The following is a 20,058-nucleotide window of genomic DNA, read 5'->3' on the forward strand; positions in this document are numbered from 1 at the left end:
CTATTCTACCTTCTTTCCTAAGAATTTTTTAATTCTTTCTTTAAGCTCTGTTTTAGTCATCTTTGTTTTTTCACAATTAAATAAAGCACCTGAGATTACTTCTTTCCTGTAACCAAGTGCCTTACAATTATTTATAAAATCTTGTATGTCATATGCTTCTTCTTTTAACGCCAATTTTTCCTCTTGATTAGCCTTAACTTCTTCTACTTCTATAACTGTAGTTTCCTCCAAACCTTCCCTAGTAGATAAATTCTCTGGTTCCATCTTTTCATCAGTCGGAATGTATTCTTTTTGTATTGTATTATCTTCCAAATCTATCCCTCCTTAATTAACCTACTTTATTTTCTCCTTCCATAAATTTTATTTATAGTTGGTGTATTTTTCTCTATCATCTTCCTCCTAAAAAAAGTAACAGTTAGCTGGCCTACACCTAACATATCTGCTTCCCTATCTTCACTAATACTTTCTACAGTAAGGTATCGCCTATCTAACAAATCCAAAGGTATTTTAAAATCATCAATAAGATTATGTTCTATATCATCTAATAATTTATTAACTTGATTTTTATTATTACTGACAATGTGGCATACAAGAGTTTTAGTCTCTTTTACAAGAGCGTAATTTTCTCTTTCCTTCTTTTGATTCTTTACCCTCCATAAAATAGAAGGCACTTGAAAATTCTTTTTCCAATTATTAAGATATACTGTATAGTCTGTAATAGTTTTTGTATAGTCATATAATGCATCAAGCCATGTATCGGTATTGACTTCATCCTCCTCATGTAGAGCTATGACATTAAACCGAAGTCCTCTTGCTATGGCCTGCCATTCCACATCTGCAACATCCTGTCCTATGGTACCATTAAAAATACAGGTAAAAGTTTCATTTGCTTTTGTATCTTCTATTACCTGCATATTAAGAGCCTTGATTACTTTGTCCCCCAGTGAATCCAGATTTTTAAAGGTAGTTCTTTTCTCATATATCCATATTTCTATAGTTCTTTTAAATCCAACTACCTCTCCACTGTCGGTATCATTACCCTGGAGAACTACTGCATAAGGTTTCGGGGTATCTCTTGTGGGAATATTAGGTTCACAACATTTTTTAAGCTCTGGAATACTGTCAGTAAGTTTTTTTCTTATTCCGTCACGCATTGTTTTTCTACCTTTGCATTAGCTTTTATTTTTAAATGTTCTGCGTAGAATTCAACTTTCACCACAGGTATATTTCGTGCGTCCATTGAAAAATCAACGCTTTTTACTTTTTTTGAATGATCAATTCCATCTATAATTATTTTCCCTAATAATTTATCAATGTCATATTCTATTTCTATATCAGCTAATTTTAATTCTTCTTCATTTTTAATCTGATTTTCACTCATATTATCAATCCTCCCATAATTTATTCACTCCAATATTCAATTATTTTATTTGCTATATTGTCCTTATTATTTTTAAGTGTATCTTTTATAATAGGCATAGGTTTTATTCCTTTTACCAACTTGGCAAAATGTCTGTTTCCATCTTCATCAACCCAACTTAATATTTTCTTATTTACAGGTACTATAGGCTTTCCTGCGGGTCCGTATATTCCAGTACCTTCTTCCAGCCATTCTCCATATTCTTCACTTGGAATCAAAGACAAAGTATATTTTCGTCCTGAACCTTCTACACTGCCTTTTATACCCCTTCTTGCATCTCCACTTCTGTCTTTCCAGTAGGCGTTGGACTTGACCTCATTAACCAGCATGGGTTTTATTTTATTGTCAAGCAGCCCATACATTCCATTTAGTTTATTTTCTATGAAATCATTAACTTTAAATCCCATATAACCACACCTTTTAATCTATACGTTCCAAATCACACTCATAGCCACAGATTATATCACTGATTATTATAGGATATGCAGCCTTTACATTGAATTTATCGCCATTACTTGTAAATTCAATAGATTGTTTAGGCGTAACATCCAATTCTGCATCCTTGTCAGCAATCATTTTGTATCTGCTTATATAAGAAGTTCCCTGAGTTCCTGAATTTATATTGATGTTTACCGAATTACTATTTGTCCCAATATAAATTAATACCGTTATAGTTTTCTTAACTGGTTCATTGTCTACAAATGCACCATCAACCTCTTCGTTAATAGTCTTAGTATAAGTTATAATAGTTGGGTTCACTGATATGGCCTTATTGATTGCATTTATAATCTTATTTGGATTTATTTTCGGCATTATGCACCATCACTTCTTCTCATGGAAGTTTTATAGCCTCTTACTACGGTTGGATTTAATGCAGCCTGTTCTGATAAATAATCAGCCTGATATATGGAAGCTAGGTTATTCCAATAGTCGGGATCCGCATTTTCTATTGTTACAGGTCCCACCACTATTTTACTCTCCATATTTGCTTTCATTAAACAACCTCTCCAGCTGGCTTTAAGGACATTATTGTCATTTACTTCAAGTAAATTTTGCAGTTCTTCATCTGTAAATACTGGATACTGACTCTCATTAAGATTTACCTTCAATATCTCTAAAGGTGTAAATGTCATAACTATACACCTGCCTGACTTCCTGCCTTTTCCCCTTCTCCATTAGGTGGAGTAGCCGGAGGAGTTTCAGCTTCTTTTGGGATTTCTATATCTGCATATTTACTTAATTCTTCTACATCTGATTCCTTTACTTCAAATTCCTGATCTTCCTTCAAATGTTCCCCACCATATTTAATGAACTGTCTTGCTTTTGCCTTAAATGTTCTTTCTGTTGTATTTGCATCTTTCTTAGCCATTTTTAAACCATCCTTTCTTAAATAAAAATTAAAGAGCAGCTCTTTTTGAACTACTCCAATTAATATACTGTTGCAAAGAATACTTCATCTGCCCTGTCAAAGCTAACTATAGGCATTACAGATACCTTGGTGTCCACAGTTACCGGGTCTTCTTTAACCATTGTAGTAACTGCAATTCCTGTATCAACTATATAAGTATCAAGTTTGCTTGATCCACTTTGCTTGTCAAATTCCTCTGGTGTTGTACCGTAGACAGTATTTCCAAGAGTTGTACCACTCATGAGGGTAATTTTACCGTCTGTATAGTATGGGATTGCCTCCGCCCCTTCTTCTGGAATGTAGGTAGTGTCTTCCAAGAAAATCACTGTCAATCCCAGTCTCTCTTTAGCAAAATTAATATAATCTTGCTGAGATAAAATCAAAGAAGTATTTAAGTTGCTATTCTTAATATGATTAGTAATTACATTATTAACCAAAAATGTACTATCAAATGTCTTTTCGGTTAACAAAAGTACTGTTGGTTTTGCATAATGATCATCCGTTATGGCCTTTTGAAATCTTCTCACATCTCCTACTATATCAGCATCAGGATTTGTCCATTTATCATCAGCAGTTAATACTTCTCTATGATTTTCAGGAACTCCATAGTCAACTACAATATCACCATTTTTAGAGATAAAATTCAATACCCCATTTTGAATCACGCTGGCTCTCATTTTCTTGGCATTTATGTTTGCTCCATCTACTAAGTTAGCATAGTTTTCAAATACCTGGTCTAACAAAGCATTTACAAAGTTTTCGTTATTGGCACCAATTGCATTTTGTAAGTCTCTTCTTGTTGTCTCGTCAATTCCCATACCCTCTTTAAAGAAAGGTATTTCTCTTGACTTTACTGTCAAGTCTGCACTTAATGCCCTCATTTTTGTAGCAGCATCAAAAGTACTCATCCTTAAAGCAACTGCTTTTTTCTTAGCACCTTTGGCCATCTCAAGTTTAGTTCCAGTAACTTTCTTTGCCGGAAACAATACTTTATCAACTGTAGCTTCTGCAGGCAGTTCTTTAACATAAAGGGCAATGTTTTTTGAGTTTATATAATCACTTAAGTTCATGTCCTAAATTCCTCCTTCTATTCTCCAAAGATAATTAGTTTTAATGCAGCTTTTTCTACAGCCTTAATGGCATCATCTGCATTAAATTTAACTGCTGATTCATATAGAGCTCCATGCACAAATATCGGTACTACTTCTGTAGCATCATCTGCGTTTGCTGTAGGTGACATAGAGCCTTTAAAGCTGACATCCTGATACACCACTCCCCATGCATCTGTAGTTGTGGTAGTTGAAGTTACCGGCTTTCCATCTTCAGTTATTAGAGTTCCAGCTAATAGTACCTCATTGGAATCTAATAATGTTTTCACATCACCTTTTCTTATTTTTAATGGAAGCGATATAAAATGATCCCCTGCAATTAATCTTAACTTGTTTTGTTTTGCACCTAATGTATAACTTGATTGCCTCATTATATTTCACATCTCCTTTTTATTATTTAGCAAAATCTTGTAATCCCTTTGCCTTTAAAATCTCTGCTTTTCTTTTGCCCAACTCTGTTGCAAAATTGGTTACATCACCTGGTTTCGAATCTCCACCTCCAGTGTCAAAAGAACTGGTACCATTAATTTGTTTCTCAAATAAATACTCATGGGACTTCTGAAGTGGTTCTATCTGTTCCTTAATGCCTATGATGTTATCTCCATCAACCTTAAGCTTGTCTTTATCAATAAGTGCCATAACTAACTTCTTATCTTTAACGCTATAGGTATCCAAGCTTTTCTCCAAAGCATTATTAAAAATTGTATCTGCCAGTTGTTTCTCAAGGGTTTCCTTCTGAGTTTTATTAATAGCTTCCAATTCAGTAACCTTGGCTTCTAACCCATCAACATTTTTGTACTGTTCCTTTAGGTCTGAAATTTGCTTATCTCTCTCTCCTACCTGTTTCTTATATTCTTTAGCCTGACTATCCACTTGGTCAAACTTAGATTTTGGCACATAGTCAGTACTATCTACCAAATCTATGTCTTTGTATTTTTTCTGGAGATCTTCTGGTATTTGTGTAAATGAATCTCCTAATATTTCACTTAATTTTGGCATTATTTTAATCCTCCTTGTTTTTCTCTATTAAATGAGTAACTTTACCCATTTAAACTTTCCACTTAATTTTTAGTAAATCAAATTTTAATTTATATAGTCCAGCAACTATATTTAAATATTCAATTGGCTTTATGTCCTCATTATCCAGATATTCATCTGCCAACGATTTTAAATATGCCAGGTTTTCTATTTGTTGATCTAACTCGGTATTTATTTTATCTTTGTCCATTAGTTCCACTCCTTACTGTTTGCAAAATAAAAAAGCCTTGATTAAGACTCATGTTTTCTCAATTTTGGTTTTCAAATAATTCTACAAGATCTCTTCCATCCATTATCAATGAAGTATACAAATAAAAAGCACCTATGAATATATGAAGTATAGGTACTGCTCCCATAAGTATGAATCTAATGATATTATATTTCCACTCTTTATTAGATTCATTATTTTTAGTATTGTTCTTTACAATTTTATCTTCAATAATTAAACACCTTACAACTGTTAATATCATGCTCAAGTAACAAATTAACGCTATAATTACATATATCTTAAACACTTATCTCACCTACTTTTTAATATCTTGTAGTGTCTTTCTAAACTCTGTAACAAATTTATTAGTAGCTTTATCGACTAAATCATCTACTGCTATATCATCATCTATTTTTATACCAATACCTATAGTATTCTGAATTGACTTTTCATTGAATACATTTGGGTTATCTTTAATGAAGGCATAAATTCCTGCTTCTAAATCATAAATCTGCTTATGTTCTAAATTAATCATGTATACATCATTTAATTGTTCTATTATCTCATGTATAAAAGTAGATTCTTTTACAGGCCGAGGTAAAGATTTTTCCAATGTAATTGTTAAATCATTATTGCAACTTTCTCCTTGATTTCTCCTGTCACGACATAAATTTTCTATTTCTAAAACCTCGTATATAAATCCTCCAATTTTAACTTTACCAGGTATATTCAAAAACAATCCCTCCTTATTTTAAACATAATAAAAAGCCTTATTTCTAAGACTTAAATCCTACTTGTTTATTTTCACCTCACTTACTAATGAATATAGCTTCAATTCTATTCAGATTTAAAAACACAGCTCCTTCATTATCTCTAAATGAATGGATTCTATCTCTATTGAATATCCTTATTTTATTCCTAGTATATAAAAAATCACATTCCAGTGTTCTCAAAGTACTCTCATTAGCAATTCCTCGTATGGTTTCACCACTTTTTAACCAAATTATATAATTTTTCATTTTCATCCTCCCTTAATTTTAAGCACAATAAAAGCACCTACTATTTTCACTTAGTAAGTGCTTTTTAAATCGTAACAATTACTTCTGTATTAAATTCTTTTTCCAATTGTTTTAACCTACTTAGAAATTCGTCTTTATAAAAATATATGTTATAGTAATAATAGCCAATATAATCATCTGTATCTTCTTCATTAAGAAGTCCAGTATACTCGAAAACAATGGATTGCTTATCTCTTTTTAACCAGTCATTGACTTCATTAACTATTAACACATCTTTAGTCTCAACTTTTAATATTTTTACTGCTGCTCTTATCAATTCATCATCTGCTAATTTTCTTTTACTAAAAAGTTCTCTACTATCCATCATTCCCTTCACCTGCCTTCAAAATGTTTGATATTTTTTGGATTATTTCTTCTGTGGTCCCCATTCTCATTAAAAATTCTCTAAGTCTCGGGTTTTTACTTTCAGTTTTCATCTTAATTAATATTTTATATTCATTCCTGTCTAATGTTATGAAACCATCACCACTTATAGGATAAAATCTATCACCATGATAGCCATATACTCTTCCGTTAACTTCAAAGGTATCATTTACTTTATTATACAGTCCTTTCTTTATATCTTCAATATCTTTATTGTAATCAACATATGGAAGTATTATTGTGGTCTTATCCTTTGGATTAGAATTTCTACCTATTGATTGAAGTCTGTGTCTCTTAGCCAGTGGAGGTTTATAATTTTGTATTTTCTCCAGTTCGTCAGAATCAACAGTGGACTTTCCTTCCCTAACTTCTATATCAATTGTTCCGGTATCAGTATTATAATTACTCTTGGTTTGAATACCAGGATACTTTTTACTATCAACCCATTCATCTATATTAGATTTAATTTCAGGACTAACTTTATCTTTACTCCAGTCTTTCATAGTTTCAATACATTTGTCTATTTCCTCAATAACTTCCGTCATATAACATAAACAATTTGGGTGCTGTAGTGGTAGATTCTCAGGTTTAAATACTTTGCCATCATAAAAGTCACATATATCGGTTTTTCCATGCATACGTAAAAAATGACTGGCACTCAAATTCCACTTAAGCCCCTTGCAGAATGGATTCTTTATTGCATTTTGTATTAATGTCTCTGTTTGTGCATGTGTAATTGAGGTTCTGGCCAACCTTTGAGCCTGGTAAGATATTTTATTTGTTATTCCAGCTTTAAAACTTTTAGCTGTAATCCTATTTTTAGGATTAACATATTTATCTAACTCTGCAGCAAGCTCCTTAACATTTGCACCTTTGGCTATATTGGCCTTTATAATCATGTCAACCTTACTGCCATTGTCACCAGTTATATTCCATAATCTTCTACTTAATGTCTTACCATCTTTATAATAATTTCCTGCTATAAGCTGCCTTACAGTATCACTTGACACCTTGGTTATAGTCCTCTTTAAAGCTTTATTTGTGGCTTCATCAGGTGAAATCATATCTACAAAGCTAAGCTGTACGCCTTTTTGTATGTCAGAACTTTTTCGGATATTATTTTCAATTGTTTTACTGAGCTTATAATAAAGCTCTGCCCTGTACTCATTAATTATTTTATATTGTTCTGTTTTATGATTTCTAGTCCTGGAATCTGGCATGCTTAAGATTTCATCTATAAGTTTATCCCCTGCATTTTTATAAATATTAAAAAGTTCTTTTTCCTGCTGAAAATTCAGGGCAATAAATTCTTTTCTTGCATGGAGAACTCTTTTTTCATATTCATTCATAACTATTCACCAGTGTTTAAATTATTATCAACATTATTATTCAATTCATTATTCAATCCTTCAGTAAATGAATCCTCTGCATTACTCAACTGTGTTTTCTCCTCAAGTATCTCACTAAAAGCTTTTTCATCATCTTCCTCGTCACTGAATTCCTTAATATATGATTTCCTCGACCTTACGTCAGCTTCAACCTCTGAAATGGCAGTCTTTTTCTTTTCATCATCATCAGAAGGGAGAGGGTAATTATGCTTGAAGATGGTTGTATACTTTATACTCAACCATTCAAAGTTAAATATGCCCTTATAACATACTGGAGCTACTTCAATAATAAAATTGATTAATGCTAATAAGGGCCTTTCCCAGTCATTCCATTTTTCCTCACACCTAGCTATCAAATCATTGTAAAGATAAATCATAGCCTTAGCAGAGGGAATATTGTTTAAATCCGATAATTTAGGCATATCCAGTGCAAAATTCATATCCCTTTCTGTCCTGTCCAGGTAAGCTTCTATTGCATCAGAATTTCCTATATTGTATTCCATTCTTTGAACTGCAGCTTGTTTTCCACTTTCTAAGAGTTCATCTCTGGTTTTTACTGCATGGAGTGCATTAGGAGCTATAGTAAATTTATTTACATCATCTTCATCACCATCAATCACAACCTCCGAACCAAATAGTTGAAACCTCAATGCATCTGCAAAATCAGATATTCTCCTATTATATTGGTTCTGGGCATCTTCTAGTTCAGTAACATCACTTTCACCAAAGGAATCATTGAGTTCTCCACCATTTTTAATAAGCCAACAGGGTATAGCAGTAAATCCAGTGTCAATATCTATTGTAAGTCCTTCCTGCAGGTCTGTATTTTTATAGGTTTCTTTCTTATACCACGCCTGCCTTTCTTTTGAATTTTCATTGACTTTATAGTAATAAGTATGAAGGTAGTAAATCTTATCTGCATCAGCTTCCCTGTATACATTAAGTTCATCCTCTTCAAAGAACACAACCTTTAATAAAACTCCATTCTTTTCTTTATAATAAAAATTTTCTATAGTTTCATACTTAAGTACTAAAGGTTGTCCAGGGTTGGCTTCTGCTCTAAGCAGTACCCTCTTTTTTACGGTAGATTCTAAAAAAGCCTTTCTTGTATTATTCCAAAAATTATTACTTTCAAAAATATCCTCTACAAATTTTCTTAAATCCTCACACTTATCCTTGTCTTTAAAGTCATCTGGTTTAAATATTAGGGTAGGCTCCTTCCCAAACATCCACCTTGCCTGTTTTTTAAGAAGAGGCTTAACCTTATTTCTTATATCTTGAGTAGGTTTATAATCGCAATTATCATCTGTCGGCCAGTTCTGACCATATAATATAGGATCATTCTTAGCTCTCTCAAAATCTATAGATTTTCCTTTATAAAAGATATAATCTCTTCTTACTTTCCTTCTCTCTTCTATTTCATTGTCGGGCAGATTTAGCAAAGTATCTCTTATTGTCCTTGCTTGTCTTTCTTCGCTGCTTTCCACTAAAATACCGAACCTCCTTTCCTATTGTAAGGGTCTGTGGATGTATTTTTAATAACACCTTTTCCTTTTTCATAAACACTATTTGCATATTTTTGTTCTTTAATATCAGCAACCTCATATCCATCAAGGCCATACCAAATAGCACTAAAAGTATGAGGATCTATGTTAAATTCATCTTCTATAATTTCACCATTTTTATCTACTGCATAAGTCAAATCCTTTAATTCATCTACGGTATTAATACAATCCTCTGAACATATAATTTTCTTGAATCTTTTAACCTTCTTGGTATTCTGCAGCCTTGACCCTGGAAACTTTTTAGCTCTTCTAATGTTGAACCCTTGTTGATTGAAATACTTGATTGTTTTAGGTTCTGCACCATCAGCACGAATAAGTTCTTGAGTACTTTTAAATTCAGCTATTTCAATGGCAGTTCTATCGTCTGTCATTTGATTTTTGTAATATTCCCAATAGATATAAAGTATCTTTTCTTTATCATCTACAGCTAGCCTTAATAGAGCATTATAAGAATCTTCAAAACCAAAGTCGAACCCAACTCTTTTAATCGGATTCTTTATATTCCCTATAGCTTGAAGCACCTCATAGTGTGGCCTAGCTTCAAACTGAGGGAGTACCCTCCTACCATTTATACCGAATCTGCCTTTTCTGGCTATCCTATATAAATCAATATCATAAGTTTTTAATTCTTCTAACTGCTCTATATAACTTTTGGGCAAAAATAAATTATCATCTGCCAGTGAGTGATGATAATAAGTGTTATTTCTTACAACTATTCTTTTTTTGTAAAGCTCCTCATCATCAAGTATGAATGTTTTTTTCTTTTCATTTTTAAAGAAGTGCTTGTATGTCCAGTTATCCTTACTTACAGGATTAGTTGAAAGTATCATATGCAATGATAAGCTTGGATGTCTTAAACGTCCTAAAAGTTCTTTGAATCCTTCATATTTCACCTCTGAACATTCCTCAATCCATACTATAGAAACATTGTTTATAGACTTTAGCTTTGAAGGTTTATCCATACCTTTAAATATTATTTTGGAGCCATTAGGAAACCTAACCTGCATTGGTGAAGCTGTAAATTTAATTCTAGTGTCAAGTCCCATGTCTATTACTATTTCCTCTAAAAGTGAATAGCAGCTATCCCTTATAGTATCAAATACTTCTCTAACTACTAAGGCAGTTCTTTTTTCCTGTAATAATTTAAGGATTAGCTTTAAGGCCACATGATAACTCTTGGAACTTCCATACCCTCCAACTAAAAAGTAGAATTTATGGTCCCAATCAAAAATAAAATCTTCAAAACTGGGATTTACCTCTTTTTCTATAAGCATTATTCATCACTTTTTCTTTTTATCATTATTTCTATAGGTTTGTTATCGTCAGGACTTTTAACCTTCTCAATCTCAGCTCTAAGTTTTTCCATCCTCAACCTCTGTTCTTCAGTAGCCATATCCATATGCTTTGACAGCCAGTCAAGGGCTTTCATGGCATCATGGAGTTTTATACTTACGCCATCCTTGCCCTGCTTAACTTCACTTATTAAGGAGCCATCTACCTCACTGGATTCTTTGAAATCAACATAACTGTATTGATATTCTATTTTATTGCCTTCATTATCCAATAGAGGCTCTCCTGTTTTTTTATCTCTTATAGTCATAGTTTTTTGTCCAAATGAAACATAGTCGGTCATATTACTAAAAGCTATATCCATATACTTCTGGAATATATCATCTGGACTTAGCATTGCTCTGTTAAGTTTGCCTTGTTTTAACTTTTGTATTTCTTCTTTTATACAAGCATTTACAAGCAATCGAGGTCCATTGGTATTAGCTGTTATATAATCACATCCATATGCTTTCTGATAGGCTTTAGTGGCATTAAATCGCTTGGAATAATAAATACAAAAAAGCCTTTGTTTATCAGTAAGTTCAGGATTATTTAATACCTCCTCAACTTCCTCAAACATAGGCTCAACTTTCTTCTCTGCAACTTCTTTTTTGGTTGCAACCTTTTTATTTTGGTTTTTTGTTTTGGTTGCAACCTTTTTCCATGGTTGCCCATTATCTTTATCTCTTTTAGCCCAACTTTTTATGGTTCCCTGGCTTATATTAAATTTATCTGCCAGCTGCTTAAAAGTATGCTTTCCAGTTTCATACTCTTTTCTTACGACTTCCTTATCTGCCATCTCTACATTGTCACCACCTGCCTATTCGTTTTGTTTTGGGGATTATTTAATGTGTTGGCCTAACCACATACCAAATTTAGCAATACATGATACCGTTATAATTATTATACCTATAAAAAACTTCCCATCCGGAAATGGAAAATAACTACCTTCTAGTTTACTGTTCATTATCAATATACCTCCTATAATTAATAACCCTAAAAATATTATAGTTGACAAAGCAATATGCATCACAAATACTCCTCTCCATCTTTCAATTCTTCCAAAATTTCTCTAAGCAAATCATTGTTTTCATTTTTTATCTTTAAACATTAATTTTTGTACAATTAGCGTTGTTACAATGCTAATAAAAATAACTTGCAATATCTCCATTCTCACCTCACCCTCCTAACAGCACCCTTAACTCTCCTGTAACACTCATGCCGCATCAATTTTTCAATATCAGAAAAGGAGAGGTATTCACCTCTCTCTGGTTTATCTTTATTTAGTTTTTTATCCTGATTAAGCTTTTCTTTTAAGATTTCTCTTATCTTCATACCTCTCACTTCCTTTGACCTGTAAACTAAATTTTTATTCCATTTTTTCAATTATTTATATCTTTTCCCTTGACACGTCTAATAAGACGTGTTATACTATAATTGTAGGGAGGGAAATAAATGAAATCTTACTCATCAAGGGAAGTAATCAAGATACTTGAATCACATGGATGGTATTTAAAAAGAGTTGTTGGCGACCATCACCAATATACAGACGGTCACAAACTAGCAACAGTAAGGCATCCAGTTAAAGACTTAGGAATTAAAAACATAAAGAGTATTGAAAAGCAAACAGGGATTAAATTTTCTTAATCCCTCCCTTTTCCCTTGAAAGTTTAATATATAAAATTTCCATAGGAGGTTGCCATGAAAAAAGATATTTATATTTATCCATCTATAATAACTCAATACAAAGATAATGTAGGTATTACATTTCCTGATTTACCAGGTTGTGTATCTAATGCACGTACTATAGATGAAGCTATCAAAAATGCTAAAGAAGTTTTAGCTCTGCACTTATTCGGTATGGAGGAAGATGATATAGAAATCCCTTCTCCTTCACCAATCAATAAAATTAAGCTTGATAAGAATGAAATACTTTTATTGGTTGATGTTTATATGCCACTATATCGTGAAGCCATACAAAATACTTCTGTTAAAACAACTGTTACTATGCCACAATGGTTAAAATCTTTAGCTGAAAAGAATAATATTAACTTCTCTCAAGTCATACAGACTGCAATTAAAGAGAAACTTAATATTAATAGTTGAATTTAAGAGATGTGTAAAAACCTACGCATCTCTTTTCAATAAATCAAAAGTAAGCACCCAGGTGACGAGTACTTACTTCTGATAATATTGTTAATCATTATCCAAAAGGAGATTAATTTAACATATAAACTTCTGTCAGTTGCATTTGAGTTTAACGTGCCCCGCAACTATAAGGCACTGGCTTAAACGCGCATAAGTGGGAACTTAATTCATAAGCCATTCACAATACTTATTATACATAGTATTTGTTACAATCCAATGTCCTATGTAATAACTATTTGTAAATAATACAAAAATAAGCACCCTAAATAACGAGTGCCTACTTTTATAATATTATTTTTTAAGGATGCGATTTTGATATATCAACTCGTGGCAGTTGCATTTTGGTTTTAAGTGCCCTGCAACCACAGACACTATTTTAAATTTACATTTGGGGCATTGCTCACAATCTATTTAATACTAAAGTTTATTTACTAAAGACACTTATAATTATAGGTAGTATTTGTTACAACTTAATGGCATAATGATTAACTATTTGTGAACAGGTTTTATTATTCTATGAAAATAAGCACCAGTTTCCTAGTGCCTACCTCTGACATACACATATATAGTTTTATTTTATTTGCGGTTTCCCGCATTGGTAGCTATACTTTAGGCTATAGCCAAACCTGTATAATTTAAGAAAGAACAATTCTATACTTCGTGCCATCGTTAAAATTAAGAATTAGTTCTTTATTGCCGGAACTAACCTTTAAAACATCCTCCTCTGATATCGCAACCATGGGAGCAATAGATTCCACCCCAACATCACGCCCACACTCGAAAAGTGTAATCGTTGATTCTGCTACACCTTTACTTTTGGGTTTTCCCCAATCTTCTTCCTTGAAATCTTCTATGCAGAATACTCTCTCTATTTTATTATTATCTATGATATTACATGCTTTCTCAAAAGAAATGTCCATATTTTCCCCCATACATCCTCTTTAATATTATCCTAATATATAGTACTATTTCCTTTGAGTAAAAGCAAGGCCCCATTTAACCCTGGAGCCAGAGGTTTATTTTAAGAGGGTATTAAAATTAAAATTTAACTTTATTTTCATTTGCCAATCTTCTCGGAGTGTCCCATGTAACTACAGGAGCAACCTCTTTATTTATTACTATATCCCCGTCAGGATTCGTTTTATATATAGACCTATTCTTTTTTACAAACGCACTATCACCTATATATTTATTTGCTTCATAGTTAACTGCCTTTACCACCTCTCGTCTACATGTTAAGGCAACCCTATGTTCACATTTTAAATTACTAAAATTTCTTTGGATGCATTTTTCTACAGTATCTTTTTTAATATTTAATTTTCTAGCAATCTCAGGGGCTGTTAACCCATCTAAATACAAAATCTTAACTTCTTCTTTATTTAACACAGCTCTCAAATCATCAGCTCCTAAAAAAGAATATAGTTCACCCAAACCATAAAAGTGGACATGTTTTATTTTTACCAAATTGAATTCTTTGAATTTCATTTATATTATATACTATTTCTTAATGTATTTTGTCCCAACTTTGTCCTATTTTTGTCTCAAATTTGTCTCATTTTTGTCCTATTTTTGTCTCAAGATTTTTTAAGATTAAAAAAGGCAACAGCATTATTTTTCAGCTATTACCATACACCCCTTCCCACTTAACAATATCCTCCAGTATATCTTCTCGCCACCTGTAGGCAGTACTTCTTACGCCACCATACATTTCATTTGCTATCCATCCAACACCCTTATTTAGCTTATATTTGTAAGTAATAAATTGCATAATTTCTTCTGATAGTGGAGGGACTGTCAGGACTTTCTTCAACAGAGCTGTATTTCTTTTTAACTGCCTTATCCTGGACATATTCTTACGGAATTTTCTATTTACATATTTTAGTTCACTCTTAAGCTCCTTAATTTCTTTTGCATCTTCCTTTTCACTCGAGTGCTTTATATCCCACTGGATACTTTCCTCCTGATCCTGCAGGTCTTTACATTCCAATTCCAAAGCTTCCATCTCTTTCAAATCCCTAAAATAGCCATACAGCTTACCTTCTGTTCTTTTAAATGTTTCTTTGTCCAACATACAGTTCCCTCCCATGTACTTATTTAATTATGTCTAATTTCTAACCCCTCACTTACCCACAACCATTGATTTTTTAGCATTATATTTACTTCTCATGCCATCACCTTCTATTCACCAGATTTTCCGCATATCTAAGCTGCTGCTTAATGTATGGATCATCAATGCTACTTCCTTCTCCACTCATCCAATCGGTAATTCTTTTATTTATATCCTCTATAGCTTGAATTGGCAACTTGTTTAAATTTCTATTCAAATCTTCCATGGATTTAATTTCTATCCTCACATAACCACTTCCTTAAGCTCCATAAATTCCTGAATTTCTGCAATTATATCTTTTAAATCTTCTATTTTTACATCTATACTTTTGGACTGTGGCGTATACAAAGTAACATATTTGCCTTCTATAGAAAAACTTAACTTTTCGCCTTCCAATCTAACTATTTTCAATCTTTTCTTAGAATCTTTCGCCGGTCCTTCGCAGTCCTTCGCCGATTTATCAGCTGGCTTCGCTGGCTTATTATTCACAGCAGCAGTCTCTTTTTCAAACTTAGTATTTTCACACAACTCATTTGTTTCATCCTTGCCAAAAATATTTTCCACTGCTTCTTCCACATCTTTTTCCTCTTCCCACTTGGAATAATAATTCTCTGCTGTCAACCTAGTTATTCCAAATTTACTAACTGCACCTTTTAATAAATCTTCTTTCCCTTGTTCCTTGTTACTGCTAAAATATTCAAAGCACTTTTCTTTATAGCTCATTAATATTCACTCCTTTTTATTTAACAATGCAATATTCACCGCATATCAAACATCTTTTAATAATTCCACCCGACCTAGTTTTGCCAACACTTTTCCAGTAATGATTGCACATCTTAGGACTTTTCTTTTTCATCTTTCTCACCTACTACACTAATATTCTAAAACTCTAATACAGTCCTTTTAAACCTATCCTAATTTCAAGACGATTAATTATACTACTTGTCCCCTTCTCTTTGGAATTTTCTATGCCTATGGCTTGAATTGGCTGTTATTTATACAATCCTTTAGGACTAAACTTATTTACATTGCATTCATCACAACTTTGAGCAGTACTTTTAATGATTTTCTTACTACTCCTCCAGCAGTGCAGACATTTATTTTTAATTAACTTCTTTCCACATTTTGCACAAAAGTTGCATGGCATTTTATTTTTATGGCCACAATGAGGGCATTCAAACATTGTGGAATATTTGGATTTATAAATCATGTTTCACCACACCTTTCTATATCTGCAATAGCTTTCAGTATGGGATATACCTGCTGTGGTACTACTGCGTTACCTAAGGCTATACTTCTGTCCACCCTATCGGAAATCCCATCATCCACTCCAAGAACTGGGGATTCGGATATCTCCCAATAAGTTCTGGATGTTTCTCTCCTATGCTTCCTGGAAGTACCTTGCCATGAGTTCCGTTCCTCTCTGACGGTGTCAACGCCCGAATAGGCTTGAAGTTTTGGGATGCTGTAGGAGTCGCATAAAAGTGTCTTACAAAATCCCTCAAATTGTTTCTTGCTGTTCTTCCTGCTTTCCTTGATGCTTCTGGAGTTCTTCCCCCTTTGTTGTCTGCTGCTGTCGGAGTAGGCAACAATGAATATCCTTTCCCTTTTGTGCGGAGCTCCAACTCTGTTTGCTCCATAGCAGCACCATCCGACACTGTACCCCATCTTGGCCAGGTCCCTGAGAATTCCTCCAAAGAACCGTCCATTTTCACTTGATAATATCCCTGGTACATTTTCACCCAAAAACCATCTTGGCTTAAGAATGCGAATTCTCTCTGCTGTTTCCGGCCACAAGTCACGTTCATCATTAGACGCCTTACGTTCTCCTGCAACGCTGTGAGGCTGGCATGGAAATCCTGCCGATAAAACTGTGACTTCTTGAATTCCTCTTTCTCTAACAGATTCAACTGTAATACTTCTAACATCTTTCCACCTCTCTACATCCGGCCAATGTTTTTCAAGTACCCTTGTGGGGTAATCTGCAAACTCACACTGTCCTACTGTTTTGAATCCTGCCCATTCAGCAGCAAGATCAATTCCTCCTATTCCGGTAAACAAACTGAAATGTGTTAAATCCATATCTACACCCCCACAACCTGCAAAACTCATCATACCTAAAACTTTCCCTTAGTTCGTTTTCATGCTTCTTCCATTTAACTAGCACAAGGTAATCTGTCCCGTCGGCCACAACCCCTTTATGACTTTATATTTTCCACGACTGCGTTGCACCTTTAGAGTTATTTTCTCCCCTAGACTAAAATCCTTCTTCATCCTGCGAATACTTTCCGTACGGTAAAATGAATCTTTGGGAAGCGTAGGTAATTTACGCTGGATGGGCAAGCCCAGTTCGCCCCCTATCACACTCACAAGAGAAGTACTGCACCCTAATTTCTTCGCCATATACTTTTTAGGCATGATTTCCCAGTTGTCTCTTACAAAGTTCAGGTTTTCTTTTGTTCTTTTGAACGCAACTGCCATTTTTATCACCCCTCACACATTTTTAACTGCTCATTCACCCTCGGTCTATAATTCATCAAAATCAATTCTGTTCTCACAGGGCATTTATCTCCGTCAGCCCTATTTTTTATTTGGCTGGCCGTATGATATTCGTTTCGGTACCACCCCGAATACAAATTATCTATAAGTGGATCCGGATAATAACAAACCATAGCTTTGCCTTTTATCCCTTCAAGCACTTTCCTGAGCCTTATATGGTCCTTCTCTTGAAATCCTCCAAAGTACATGTCCTCATGCCCAAAATACGGTGGGTCTAAAAAAAATAGTGTATCTCTGGAATCATAAAACTTTATTACTTCTTCAAAGTCCCGACAAAGTATATTCCAGTTCTTTATTAATTCAGCCATCTTTGGGATTAACTCTGTAGCTGACATCAACTGTTTAGCTTTATTTGTTGTCTTTGAAAGACTCATTCCACTCTTGTATTTGCGTCCTCCTCCGCCGAAGCAAACCCTCATGAGGTAATAAAACCTGACTGCCGATTGGAGCTTATCCTCCGGCCATGGTTCCCATTTCCATTTCTCATACAGACTTTCCGAAAACGGAAGGGAGCTGCACTCTTTATAAAGGCTTTCTGGATTACCTTTTAGCATCATCATGTAATTTATCAATCTGTCGTTTATGTCATTCACTACTGTCATATTCGCAGGATTTACCGTTTCTTTGTAAAAAGTAACTGCTCCGGATCCAAAGAAAACATCCGCAAATATTTTATGTCTAGGCATAAGCTCCAGGTACCGTTCTTCCTTTCCATGCTTGCCACCAATCCACTTTATGTTGGTTAAATTCTTAAGTTTCACTATCCACCATCCTCACTTTCTAACAAATTCTCGCATCCTGTAATTATGCTCGGCGCCTTTAAAAACTATCTCATTGTTCTCTCTTTTTCCTCACGCATTATTAAACGCTTGTATAATATAAACTCTATTAAGCCTTCCCTAAGTTCTTCTACTGGAGCCCTTTCTATGTCTTTCACGCTTATTTCATTGCTTCCACCCTTCAGGTAATTATAAATCTGCCACCTATTTACCATTTACTATTCCCCTCTTCCAAATATTTCAGGGTTATAACTCCCCTCATGAACATAGTCCAGTTCTCTAATCCTCTGGGTATTGCCATCCCAATACAATTTAACAGTTCCTGTCTTTCCATCCCTGCTCTTAGTTACAATAGCTTCCATGATATTTTTTTCCTCTGTTTCTGCGTTATAGTATTCATCCCTGTACAGCATAATAACTATATCTGCATCCTGTTCTATTGACCCTGATTCTCTTAGATCCGAAAGCATAGGTCTATGGTCCGATCTGGCCTCCGGTGCACGAGATAACTGGCATAAAACTACAATTGGTATTTTTAGTTCTTTAGCCAGATTCTTTAGTGCATCTGATATCCTGCTTAATTCCTGATTCCTGTTTTCACCCTGTCCCTGTATTTTCCCAATGTAGTCTATTACGATTAAATCCAGGTCATATTGCAGCTTGGCTTTTCGGGATTTGGAACGTATTTCATTTACCGTCTGGCCACCTTTATCGTCAAAGTATAATTTCTGCTGGCATATGAAATTGGCAGCACTAGCAAGTTTATTCCACTCAGGTGAAGTCAATTCTCCGGTCTTTATTCTCTCAAGTGGTATTTTTGTTAAACTTGAAAACAACCTGTTCATCAGCTTTTCTTTGGTCATTTCAAGACTAAATACCAACACTGACTTACCCTGTTTTGCCACGTTTTCAGATATTTCAAGCATCATGGCACTTTTACCCATGCTGGGTCTTGCCGCAAGTATCACGTAGTCCCCTGGTTCCAGTCCTCCAGTCATGTTATCTATGGACTTTATGCCAGTTGCCAGGCCTGCCAATCCTCCGCCCTTATTGTAATTTTCTTCTATTTTTTCATAGGCATTCATAGCAACTGTCTTGGCCGTGACTATCTCTGAATCCTTATAGCTGTTTATATCCAGAATCTTACTTTCTGCTTTATTTAAAATATCATCCACACTAGAGTTATTGCAGGCATCCAGCATCATTTCATTGGCTATTTTTATTATTTTTCTTTTATTGCTTTTGTCTTTTACTATCAAGGCGTACTCTTTTACGTTTGAAGTCGGAGTGTAGGCTCCCATAAGCTGTGACAGGTAAGTAATTCCCCCGATTTCTTTCAGCCCGTCTTTCAGCTGCTCACTCACTGTTAACAGGTCCATAGCTGCATTTTTTTCATGCAAATTCACTAGAGCTTTAAATATCACCTTGTGATTTTCTCTGTAAAAATCTTCAGGCGTAATTAATTCCAGAGCTATGTCCATGGCCTGATTATTGTTTAGTATAGTGCCTATAACTCCCCTTTCGGCCTCAATACTACTTGGCAAAGCTGTCACGTTAT

At 34.1% G+C, this 20,058-nt stretch carries 34 protein-coding genes; 2 read left to right on the plus strand and 32 right to left on the minus strand.

The genetic code is table 11. The features are described 5' to 3' along the window. From CKL_RS15880 to CKL_RS20995, 21 genes are all read right to left on the minus strand, one after another. Positions 1 to 312 carry a YqzN/YkzM domain-containing protein gene (locus CKL_RS15880; protein ID WP_012103600.1) on the minus strand — a complete coding sequence of 104 codons (312 nt, stop codon included), beginning with the start codon at positions 310 to 312 and terminating at the stop codon, positions 1 to 3. A 26-nt stretch (positions 313 to 338) separates the two neighbouring features. Next, positions 339 to 1,154: a hypothetical protein gene (locus tag CKL_RS15885; RefSeq protein WP_012103601.1), complete on the minus strand. Its 816-nt coding sequence runs from the start codon at positions 1,152 to 1,154 to the stop codon at positions 339 to 341. After that, positions 1,139 to 1,381 (minus strand): hypothetical protein, encoded by a 243-nt coding sequence (locus tag CKL_RS15890; RefSeq protein WP_012103602.1) that lies wholly within the window; start codon positions 1,379 to 1,381, stop codon positions 1,139 to 1,141. Before CKL_RS15890 ends, CKL_RS15885 begins: the two co-directional genes overlap by 16 nt. A gap of 20 nt (positions 1,382 to 1,401) precedes the next feature. Continuing rightward, positions 1,402 to 1,827, minus strand: coding sequence for a hypothetical protein (locus tag CKL_RS15895; RefSeq protein ID WP_012103603.1), 426 nt, complete (start codon positions 1,825 to 1,827; stop codon positions 1,402 to 1,404). A gap of 13 nt (positions 1,828 to 1,840) precedes the next feature. Continuing rightward, positions 1,841 to 2,233, minus strand: a complete 393-nt coding sequence (locus CKL_RS15900; RefSeq protein ID WP_012103604.1) for a hypothetical protein — start codon at positions 2,231 to 2,233, stop codon at positions 1,841 to 1,843. Next, the gene (locus CKL_RS15905; RefSeq protein ID WP_012103605.1) at positions 2,233 to 2,553 is read right to left on the minus strand and encodes a hypothetical protein; all 321 of its coding nucleotides are present in this window, start codon (positions 2,551 to 2,553) and stop codon (positions 2,233 to 2,235) included. The genes CKL_RS15900 and CKL_RS15905 overlap by 1 nt, the downstream gene beginning before the upstream one ends. Before the next feature lie 2 nt (positions 2,554 to 2,555). After that, positions 2,556 to 2,789: a DUF7210 family protein gene (locus CKL_RS15910; RefSeq protein ID WP_012103606.1), complete on the minus strand. Its 234-nt coding sequence runs from the start codon at positions 2,787 to 2,789 to the stop codon at positions 2,556 to 2,558. A gap of 59 nt (positions 2,790 to 2,848) precedes the next feature. Further along, complete coding sequence (locus CKL_RS15915; RefSeq protein ID WP_012103607.1) at positions 2,849 to 3,898, minus strand: major capsid protein; 1,050 nt, start codon at positions 3,896 to 3,898, stop codon at positions 2,849 to 2,851. A 17-nt stretch (positions 3,899 to 3,915) separates the two neighbouring features. After that, positions 3,916 to 4,308, minus strand: coding sequence for a hypothetical protein (locus CKL_RS15920; protein WP_012103608.1), 393 nt, complete (start codon positions 4,306 to 4,308; stop codon positions 3,916 to 3,918). A 22-nt stretch (positions 4,309 to 4,330) separates the two neighbouring features. Next, complete coding sequence (locus tag CKL_RS15925) at positions 4,331 to 4,936, minus strand: phage scaffolding protein (protein WP_012103609.1); 606 nt, start codon at positions 4,934 to 4,936, stop codon at positions 4,331 to 4,333. Between the two features lie 49 nt (positions 4,937 to 4,985). Then, positions 4,986 to 5,165, minus strand: a complete 180-nt coding sequence (locus tag CKL_RS15930; RefSeq protein ID WP_012103610.1) for a hypothetical protein — start codon at positions 5,163 to 5,165, stop codon at positions 4,986 to 4,988. A gap of 58 nt (positions 5,166 to 5,223) precedes the next feature. Further along, complete coding sequence (locus CKL_RS15935; protein WP_012103611.1) at positions 5,224 to 5,490, minus strand: hypothetical protein; 267 nt, start codon at positions 5,488 to 5,490, stop codon at positions 5,224 to 5,226. A gap of 9 nt (positions 5,491 to 5,499) precedes the next feature. Beyond that, a complete protein-coding gene (locus tag CKL_RS15940) occupies positions 5,500 to 5,916 on the minus strand; it encodes a hypothetical protein (RefSeq protein WP_012103612.1) in 417 nt (138 codons plus the stop codon). A 76-nt stretch (positions 5,917 to 5,992) separates the two neighbouring features. Then, positions 5,993 to 6,202 (minus strand): hypothetical protein, encoded by a 210-nt coding sequence (locus CKL_RS15945; RefSeq protein WP_012103613.1) that lies wholly within the window; start codon positions 6,200 to 6,202, stop codon positions 5,993 to 5,995. A 64-nt stretch (positions 6,203 to 6,266) separates the two neighbouring features. Further along, positions 6,267 to 6,569 carry a hypothetical protein gene (locus CKL_RS15950; protein ID WP_012103614.1) on the minus strand — a complete coding sequence of 101 codons (303 nt, stop codon included), beginning with the start codon at positions 6,567 to 6,569 and terminating at the stop codon, positions 6,267 to 6,269. Further along, positions 6,559 to 7,974: a hypothetical protein gene (locus tag CKL_RS15955; protein ID WP_012103615.1), complete on the minus strand. Its 1,416-nt coding sequence runs from the start codon at positions 7,972 to 7,974 to the stop codon at positions 6,559 to 6,561. Before CKL_RS15955 ends, CKL_RS15950 begins: the two co-directional genes overlap by 11 nt. Before the next feature lie 2 nt (positions 7,975 to 7,976). Then, positions 7,977 to 9,500: a phage portal protein gene (locus CKL_RS15960; protein ID WP_012103616.1), complete on the minus strand. Its 1,524-nt coding sequence runs from the start codon at positions 9,498 to 9,500 to the stop codon at positions 7,977 to 7,979. After that, a complete protein-coding gene (locus CKL_RS15965; protein ID WP_012103617.1) occupies positions 9,500 to 10,852 on the minus strand; it encodes a PBSX family phage terminase large subunit in 1,353 nt (450 codons plus the stop codon). The genes CKL_RS15960 and CKL_RS15965 overlap by 1 nt, the downstream gene beginning before the upstream one ends. Continuing rightward, complete coding sequence (locus tag CKL_RS15970) at positions 10,852 to 11,706, minus strand: DUF1804 family protein (RefSeq protein WP_012103618.1); 855 nt, start codon at positions 11,704 to 11,706, stop codon at positions 10,852 to 10,854. The genes CKL_RS15965 and CKL_RS15970 overlap by 1 nt, the downstream gene beginning before the upstream one ends. Before the next feature lie 42 nt (positions 11,707 to 11,748). Further along, complete coding sequence (locus CKL_RS21645; protein WP_278184174.1) at positions 11,749 to 11,874, minus strand: hypothetical protein; 126 nt, start codon at positions 11,872 to 11,874, stop codon at positions 11,749 to 11,751. Between the two features lie 206 nt (positions 11,875 to 12,080). Next, on the minus strand, positions 12,081 to 12,242 hold the full coding sequence (locus CKL_RS20995; protein ID WP_172634774.1) for a hypothetical protein: 162 nt from the start codon (positions 12,240 to 12,242) through the stop codon (positions 12,081 to 12,083). A 120-nt stretch (positions 12,243 to 12,362) separates the two neighbouring features. Here CKL_RS20995 and CKL_RS15980 point away from each other — a divergent pair, with 120 nt between their 5' ends. Both CKL_RS15980 and CKL_RS15985 read left to right on the plus strand, forming a co-directional pair. Further along, positions 12,363 to 12,554: a type II toxin-antitoxin system HicA family toxin gene (locus CKL_RS15980; protein ID WP_012103621.1), complete on the plus strand. Its 192-nt coding sequence runs from the start codon at positions 12,363 to 12,365 to the stop codon at positions 12,552 to 12,554. 54 nt (positions 12,555 to 12,608) lie between these two features. Continuing rightward, the gene (locus CKL_RS15985; protein ID WP_012103622.1) at positions 12,609 to 13,013 is read left to right on the plus strand and encodes a type II toxin-antitoxin system HicB family antitoxin; all 405 of its coding nucleotides are present in this window, start codon (positions 12,609 to 12,611) and stop codon (positions 13,011 to 13,013) included. 677 nt (positions 13,014 to 13,690) lie between these two features. On the opposite strand, the gene CKL_RS15990 is transcribed toward CKL_RS15985, so the two are convergent. The 11 genes from CKL_RS15990 to dnaB form a co-directional block, all read right to left on the minus strand. Then, positions 13,691 to 13,987: a hypothetical protein gene (locus CKL_RS15990; RefSeq protein WP_041700857.1), complete on the minus strand. Its 297-nt coding sequence runs from the start codon at positions 13,985 to 13,987 to the stop codon at positions 13,691 to 13,693. A 106-nt stretch (positions 13,988 to 14,093) separates the two neighbouring features. Next, positions 14,094 to 14,540, minus strand: coding sequence for a helix-turn-helix transcriptional regulator (locus CKL_RS15995; protein ID WP_012620539.1), 447 nt, complete (start codon positions 14,538 to 14,540; stop codon positions 14,094 to 14,096). A gap of 130 nt (positions 14,541 to 14,670) precedes the next feature. Next, positions 14,671 to 15,126: a hypothetical protein gene (locus CKL_RS16000; protein WP_012103624.1), complete on the minus strand. Its 456-nt coding sequence runs from the start codon at positions 15,124 to 15,126 to the stop codon at positions 14,671 to 14,673. 100 nt (positions 15,127 to 15,226) lie between these two features. After that, a complete protein-coding gene (locus CKL_RS16005) occupies positions 15,227 to 15,409 on the minus strand; it encodes a DUF6877 family protein (protein WP_012103625.1) in 183 nt (60 codons plus the stop codon). Beyond that, on the minus strand, positions 15,406 to 15,885 hold the full coding sequence (locus CKL_RS16010; RefSeq protein WP_012103626.1) for a hypothetical protein: 480 nt from the start codon (positions 15,883 to 15,885) through the stop codon (positions 15,406 to 15,408). Before CKL_RS16010 ends, CKL_RS16005 begins: the two co-directional genes overlap by 4 nt. A gap of 268 nt (positions 15,886 to 16,153) precedes the next feature. Then, positions 16,154 to 16,372: a double zinc ribbon domain-containing protein gene (locus tag CKL_RS16015; protein WP_012103627.1), complete on the minus strand. Its 219-nt coding sequence runs from the start codon at positions 16,370 to 16,372 to the stop codon at positions 16,154 to 16,156. Beyond that, positions 16,369 to 17,244 (minus strand): DNA cytosine methyltransferase, encoded by an 876-nt coding sequence (locus CKL_RS16020; protein WP_041701003.1) that lies wholly within the window; start codon positions 17,242 to 17,244, stop codon positions 16,369 to 16,371. The genes CKL_RS16015 and CKL_RS16020 overlap by 4 nt, the downstream gene beginning before the upstream one ends. A gap of 78 nt (positions 17,245 to 17,322) precedes the next feature. Next, the gene (locus CKL_RS16025) at positions 17,323 to 17,643 is read right to left on the minus strand and encodes a hypothetical protein (RefSeq protein WP_012103629.1); all 321 of its coding nucleotides are present in this window, start codon (positions 17,641 to 17,643) and stop codon (positions 17,323 to 17,325) included. A 5-nt stretch (positions 17,644 to 17,648) separates the two neighbouring features. Continuing rightward, positions 17,649 to 18,482, minus strand: a complete 834-nt coding sequence (locus tag CKL_RS16030; RefSeq protein ID WP_012103630.1) for a DNA adenine methylase — start codon at positions 18,480 to 18,482, stop codon at positions 17,649 to 17,651. A gap of 65 nt (positions 18,483 to 18,547) precedes the next feature. Continuing rightward, positions 18,548 to 18,715, minus strand: a complete 168-nt coding sequence (locus CKL_RS21000) for a hypothetical protein (RefSeq protein ID WP_172634775.1) — start codon at positions 18,713 to 18,715, stop codon at positions 18,548 to 18,550. A gap of 3 nt (positions 18,716 to 18,718) precedes the next feature. Beyond that, the gene (gene dnaB, locus CKL_RS16035) at positions 18,719 to 20,053 is read right to left on the minus strand and encodes a replicative DNA helicase (protein WP_242649492.1); all 1,335 of its coding nucleotides are present in this window, start codon (positions 20,051 to 20,053) and stop codon (positions 18,719 to 18,721) included. Positions 20,054 to 20,058 lie beyond the last annotated feature (5 nt).

The sequence above is a fragment of the Clostridium kluyveri DSM 555 genome, assembly GCF_000016505.1.
GTDB classification, from domain to species: domain Bacteria; phylum Bacillota; class Clostridia; order Clostridiales; family Clostridiaceae; genus Clostridium_B; species Clostridium_B kluyveri.

Bases quoted from the DNA above. Each gene is read 5' to 3' on its own strand.
- CKL_RS15930 (WP_012103610.1), bottom strand. From the start codon at position 5,165: ATGGACAAAGATAAAATAAATACCGAGTTAGATCAACAAATAGAAAAC.
- CKL_RS16015 (WP_012103627.1), bottom strand. From the start codon at position 16,372: ATGATTTATAAATCCAAATATTCCACAATGTTTGAATGCCCTCATTGT.
- CKL_RS15885 (WP_012103601.1), bottom strand. From the start codon at position 1,154: ATGCGTGACGGAATAAGAAAAAAACTTACTGACAGTATTCCAGAGCTT.
- CKL_RS15905 (WP_012103605.1), bottom strand. From the start codon at position 2,553: ATGACATTTACACCTTTAGAGATATTGAAGGTAAATCTTAATGAGAGT.
- CKL_RS15945 (WP_012103613.1), bottom strand. From the start codon at position 6,202: ATGAAAAATTATATAATTTGGTTAAAAAGTGGTGAAACCATACGAGGA.
- CKL_RS15990 (WP_041700857.1), bottom strand. From the start codon at position 13,987: ATGGGGGAAAATATGGACATTTCTTTTGAGAAAGCATGTAATATCATA.
- CKL_RS15900 (WP_012103604.1), bottom strand. From the start codon at position 2,233: ATGCCGAAAATAAATCCAAATAAGATTATAAATGCAATCAATAAGGCC.
- CKL_RS15955 (WP_012103615.1), bottom strand. From the start codon at position 7,974: ATGAATGAATATGAAAAAAGAGTTCTCCATGCAAGAAAAGAATTTATT.
- CKL_RS15950 (WP_012103614.1), bottom strand. From the start codon at position 6,569: ATGATGGATAGTAGAGAACTTTTTAGTAAAAGAAAATTAGCAGATGAT.
- CKL_RS15970 (WP_012103618.1), bottom strand. From the start codon at position 11,706: ATGGCAGATAAGGAAGTCGTAAGAAAAGAGTATGAAACTGGAAAGCAT.
- CKL_RS15895 (WP_012103603.1), bottom strand. From the start codon at position 1,827: ATGGGATTTAAAGTTAATGATTTCATAGAAAATAAACTAAATGGAATG.
- CKL_RS20995 (WP_172634774.1), bottom strand. From the start codon at position 12,242: ATGAAGATAAGAGAAATCTTAAAAGAAAAGCTTAATCAGGATAAAAAA.
- CKL_RS21000 (WP_172634775.1), bottom strand. From the start codon at position 18,715: ATGGTAAATAGGTGGCAGATTTATAATTACCTGAAGGGTGGAAGCAAT.
- CKL_RS15985 (WP_012103622.1), top strand. From the start codon at position 12,609: ATGAAAAAAGATATTTATATTTATCCATCTATAATAACTCAATACAAA.
- CKL_RS15920 (WP_012103608.1), bottom strand. From the start codon at position 4,308: ATGAGGCAATCAAGTTATACATTAGGTGCAAAACAAAACAAGTTAAGA.
- CKL_RS16025 (WP_012103629.1), bottom strand. From the start codon at position 17,643: ATGGCAGTTGCGTTCAAAAGAACAAAAGAAAACCTGAACTTTGTAAGA.
- CKL_RS16010 (WP_012103626.1), bottom strand. From the start codon at position 15,885: ATGAGCTATAAAGAAAAGTGCTTTGAATATTTTAGCAGTAACAAGGAA.
- CKL_RS15915 (WP_012103607.1), bottom strand. From the start codon at position 3,898: ATGAACTTAAGTGATTATATAAACTCAAAAAACATTGCCCTTTATGTT.
- CKL_RS15995 (WP_012620539.1), bottom strand. From the start codon at position 14,540: ATGAAATTCAAAGAATTCAATTTGGTAAAAATAAAACATGTCCACTTT.
- CKL_RS15925 (WP_012103609.1), bottom strand. From the start codon at position 4,936: ATGCCAAAATTAAGTGAAATATTAGGAGATTCATTTACACAAATACCA.
- CKL_RS16000 (WP_012103624.1), bottom strand. From the start codon at position 15,126: ATGTTGGACAAAGAAACATTTAAAAGAACAGAAGGTAAGCTGTATGGC.
- CKL_RS15910 (WP_012103606.1), bottom strand. From the start codon at position 2,789: ATGGCTAAGAAAGATGCAAATACAACAGAAAGAACATTTAAGGCAAAA.
- CKL_RS21645 (WP_278184174.1), bottom strand. From the start codon at position 11,874: ATGAACAGTAAACTAGAAGGTAGTTATTTTCCATTTCCGGATGGGAAG.
- CKL_RS15965 (WP_012103617.1), bottom strand. From the start codon at position 10,852: ATGCTTATAGAAAAAGAGGTAAATCCCAGTTTTGAAGATTTTATTTTT.
- CKL_RS16020 (WP_041701003.1), bottom strand. From the start codon at position 17,244: ATGGATTTAACACATTTCAGTTTGTTTACCGGAATAGGAGGAATTGAT.
- CKL_RS15890 (WP_012103602.1), bottom strand. From the start codon at position 1,381: ATGAGTGAAAATCAGATTAAAAATGAAGAAGAATTAAAATTAGCTGAT.
- CKL_RS15980 (WP_012103621.1), top strand. From the start codon at position 12,363: ATGAAATCTTACTCATCAAGGGAAGTAATCAAGATACTTGAATCACAT.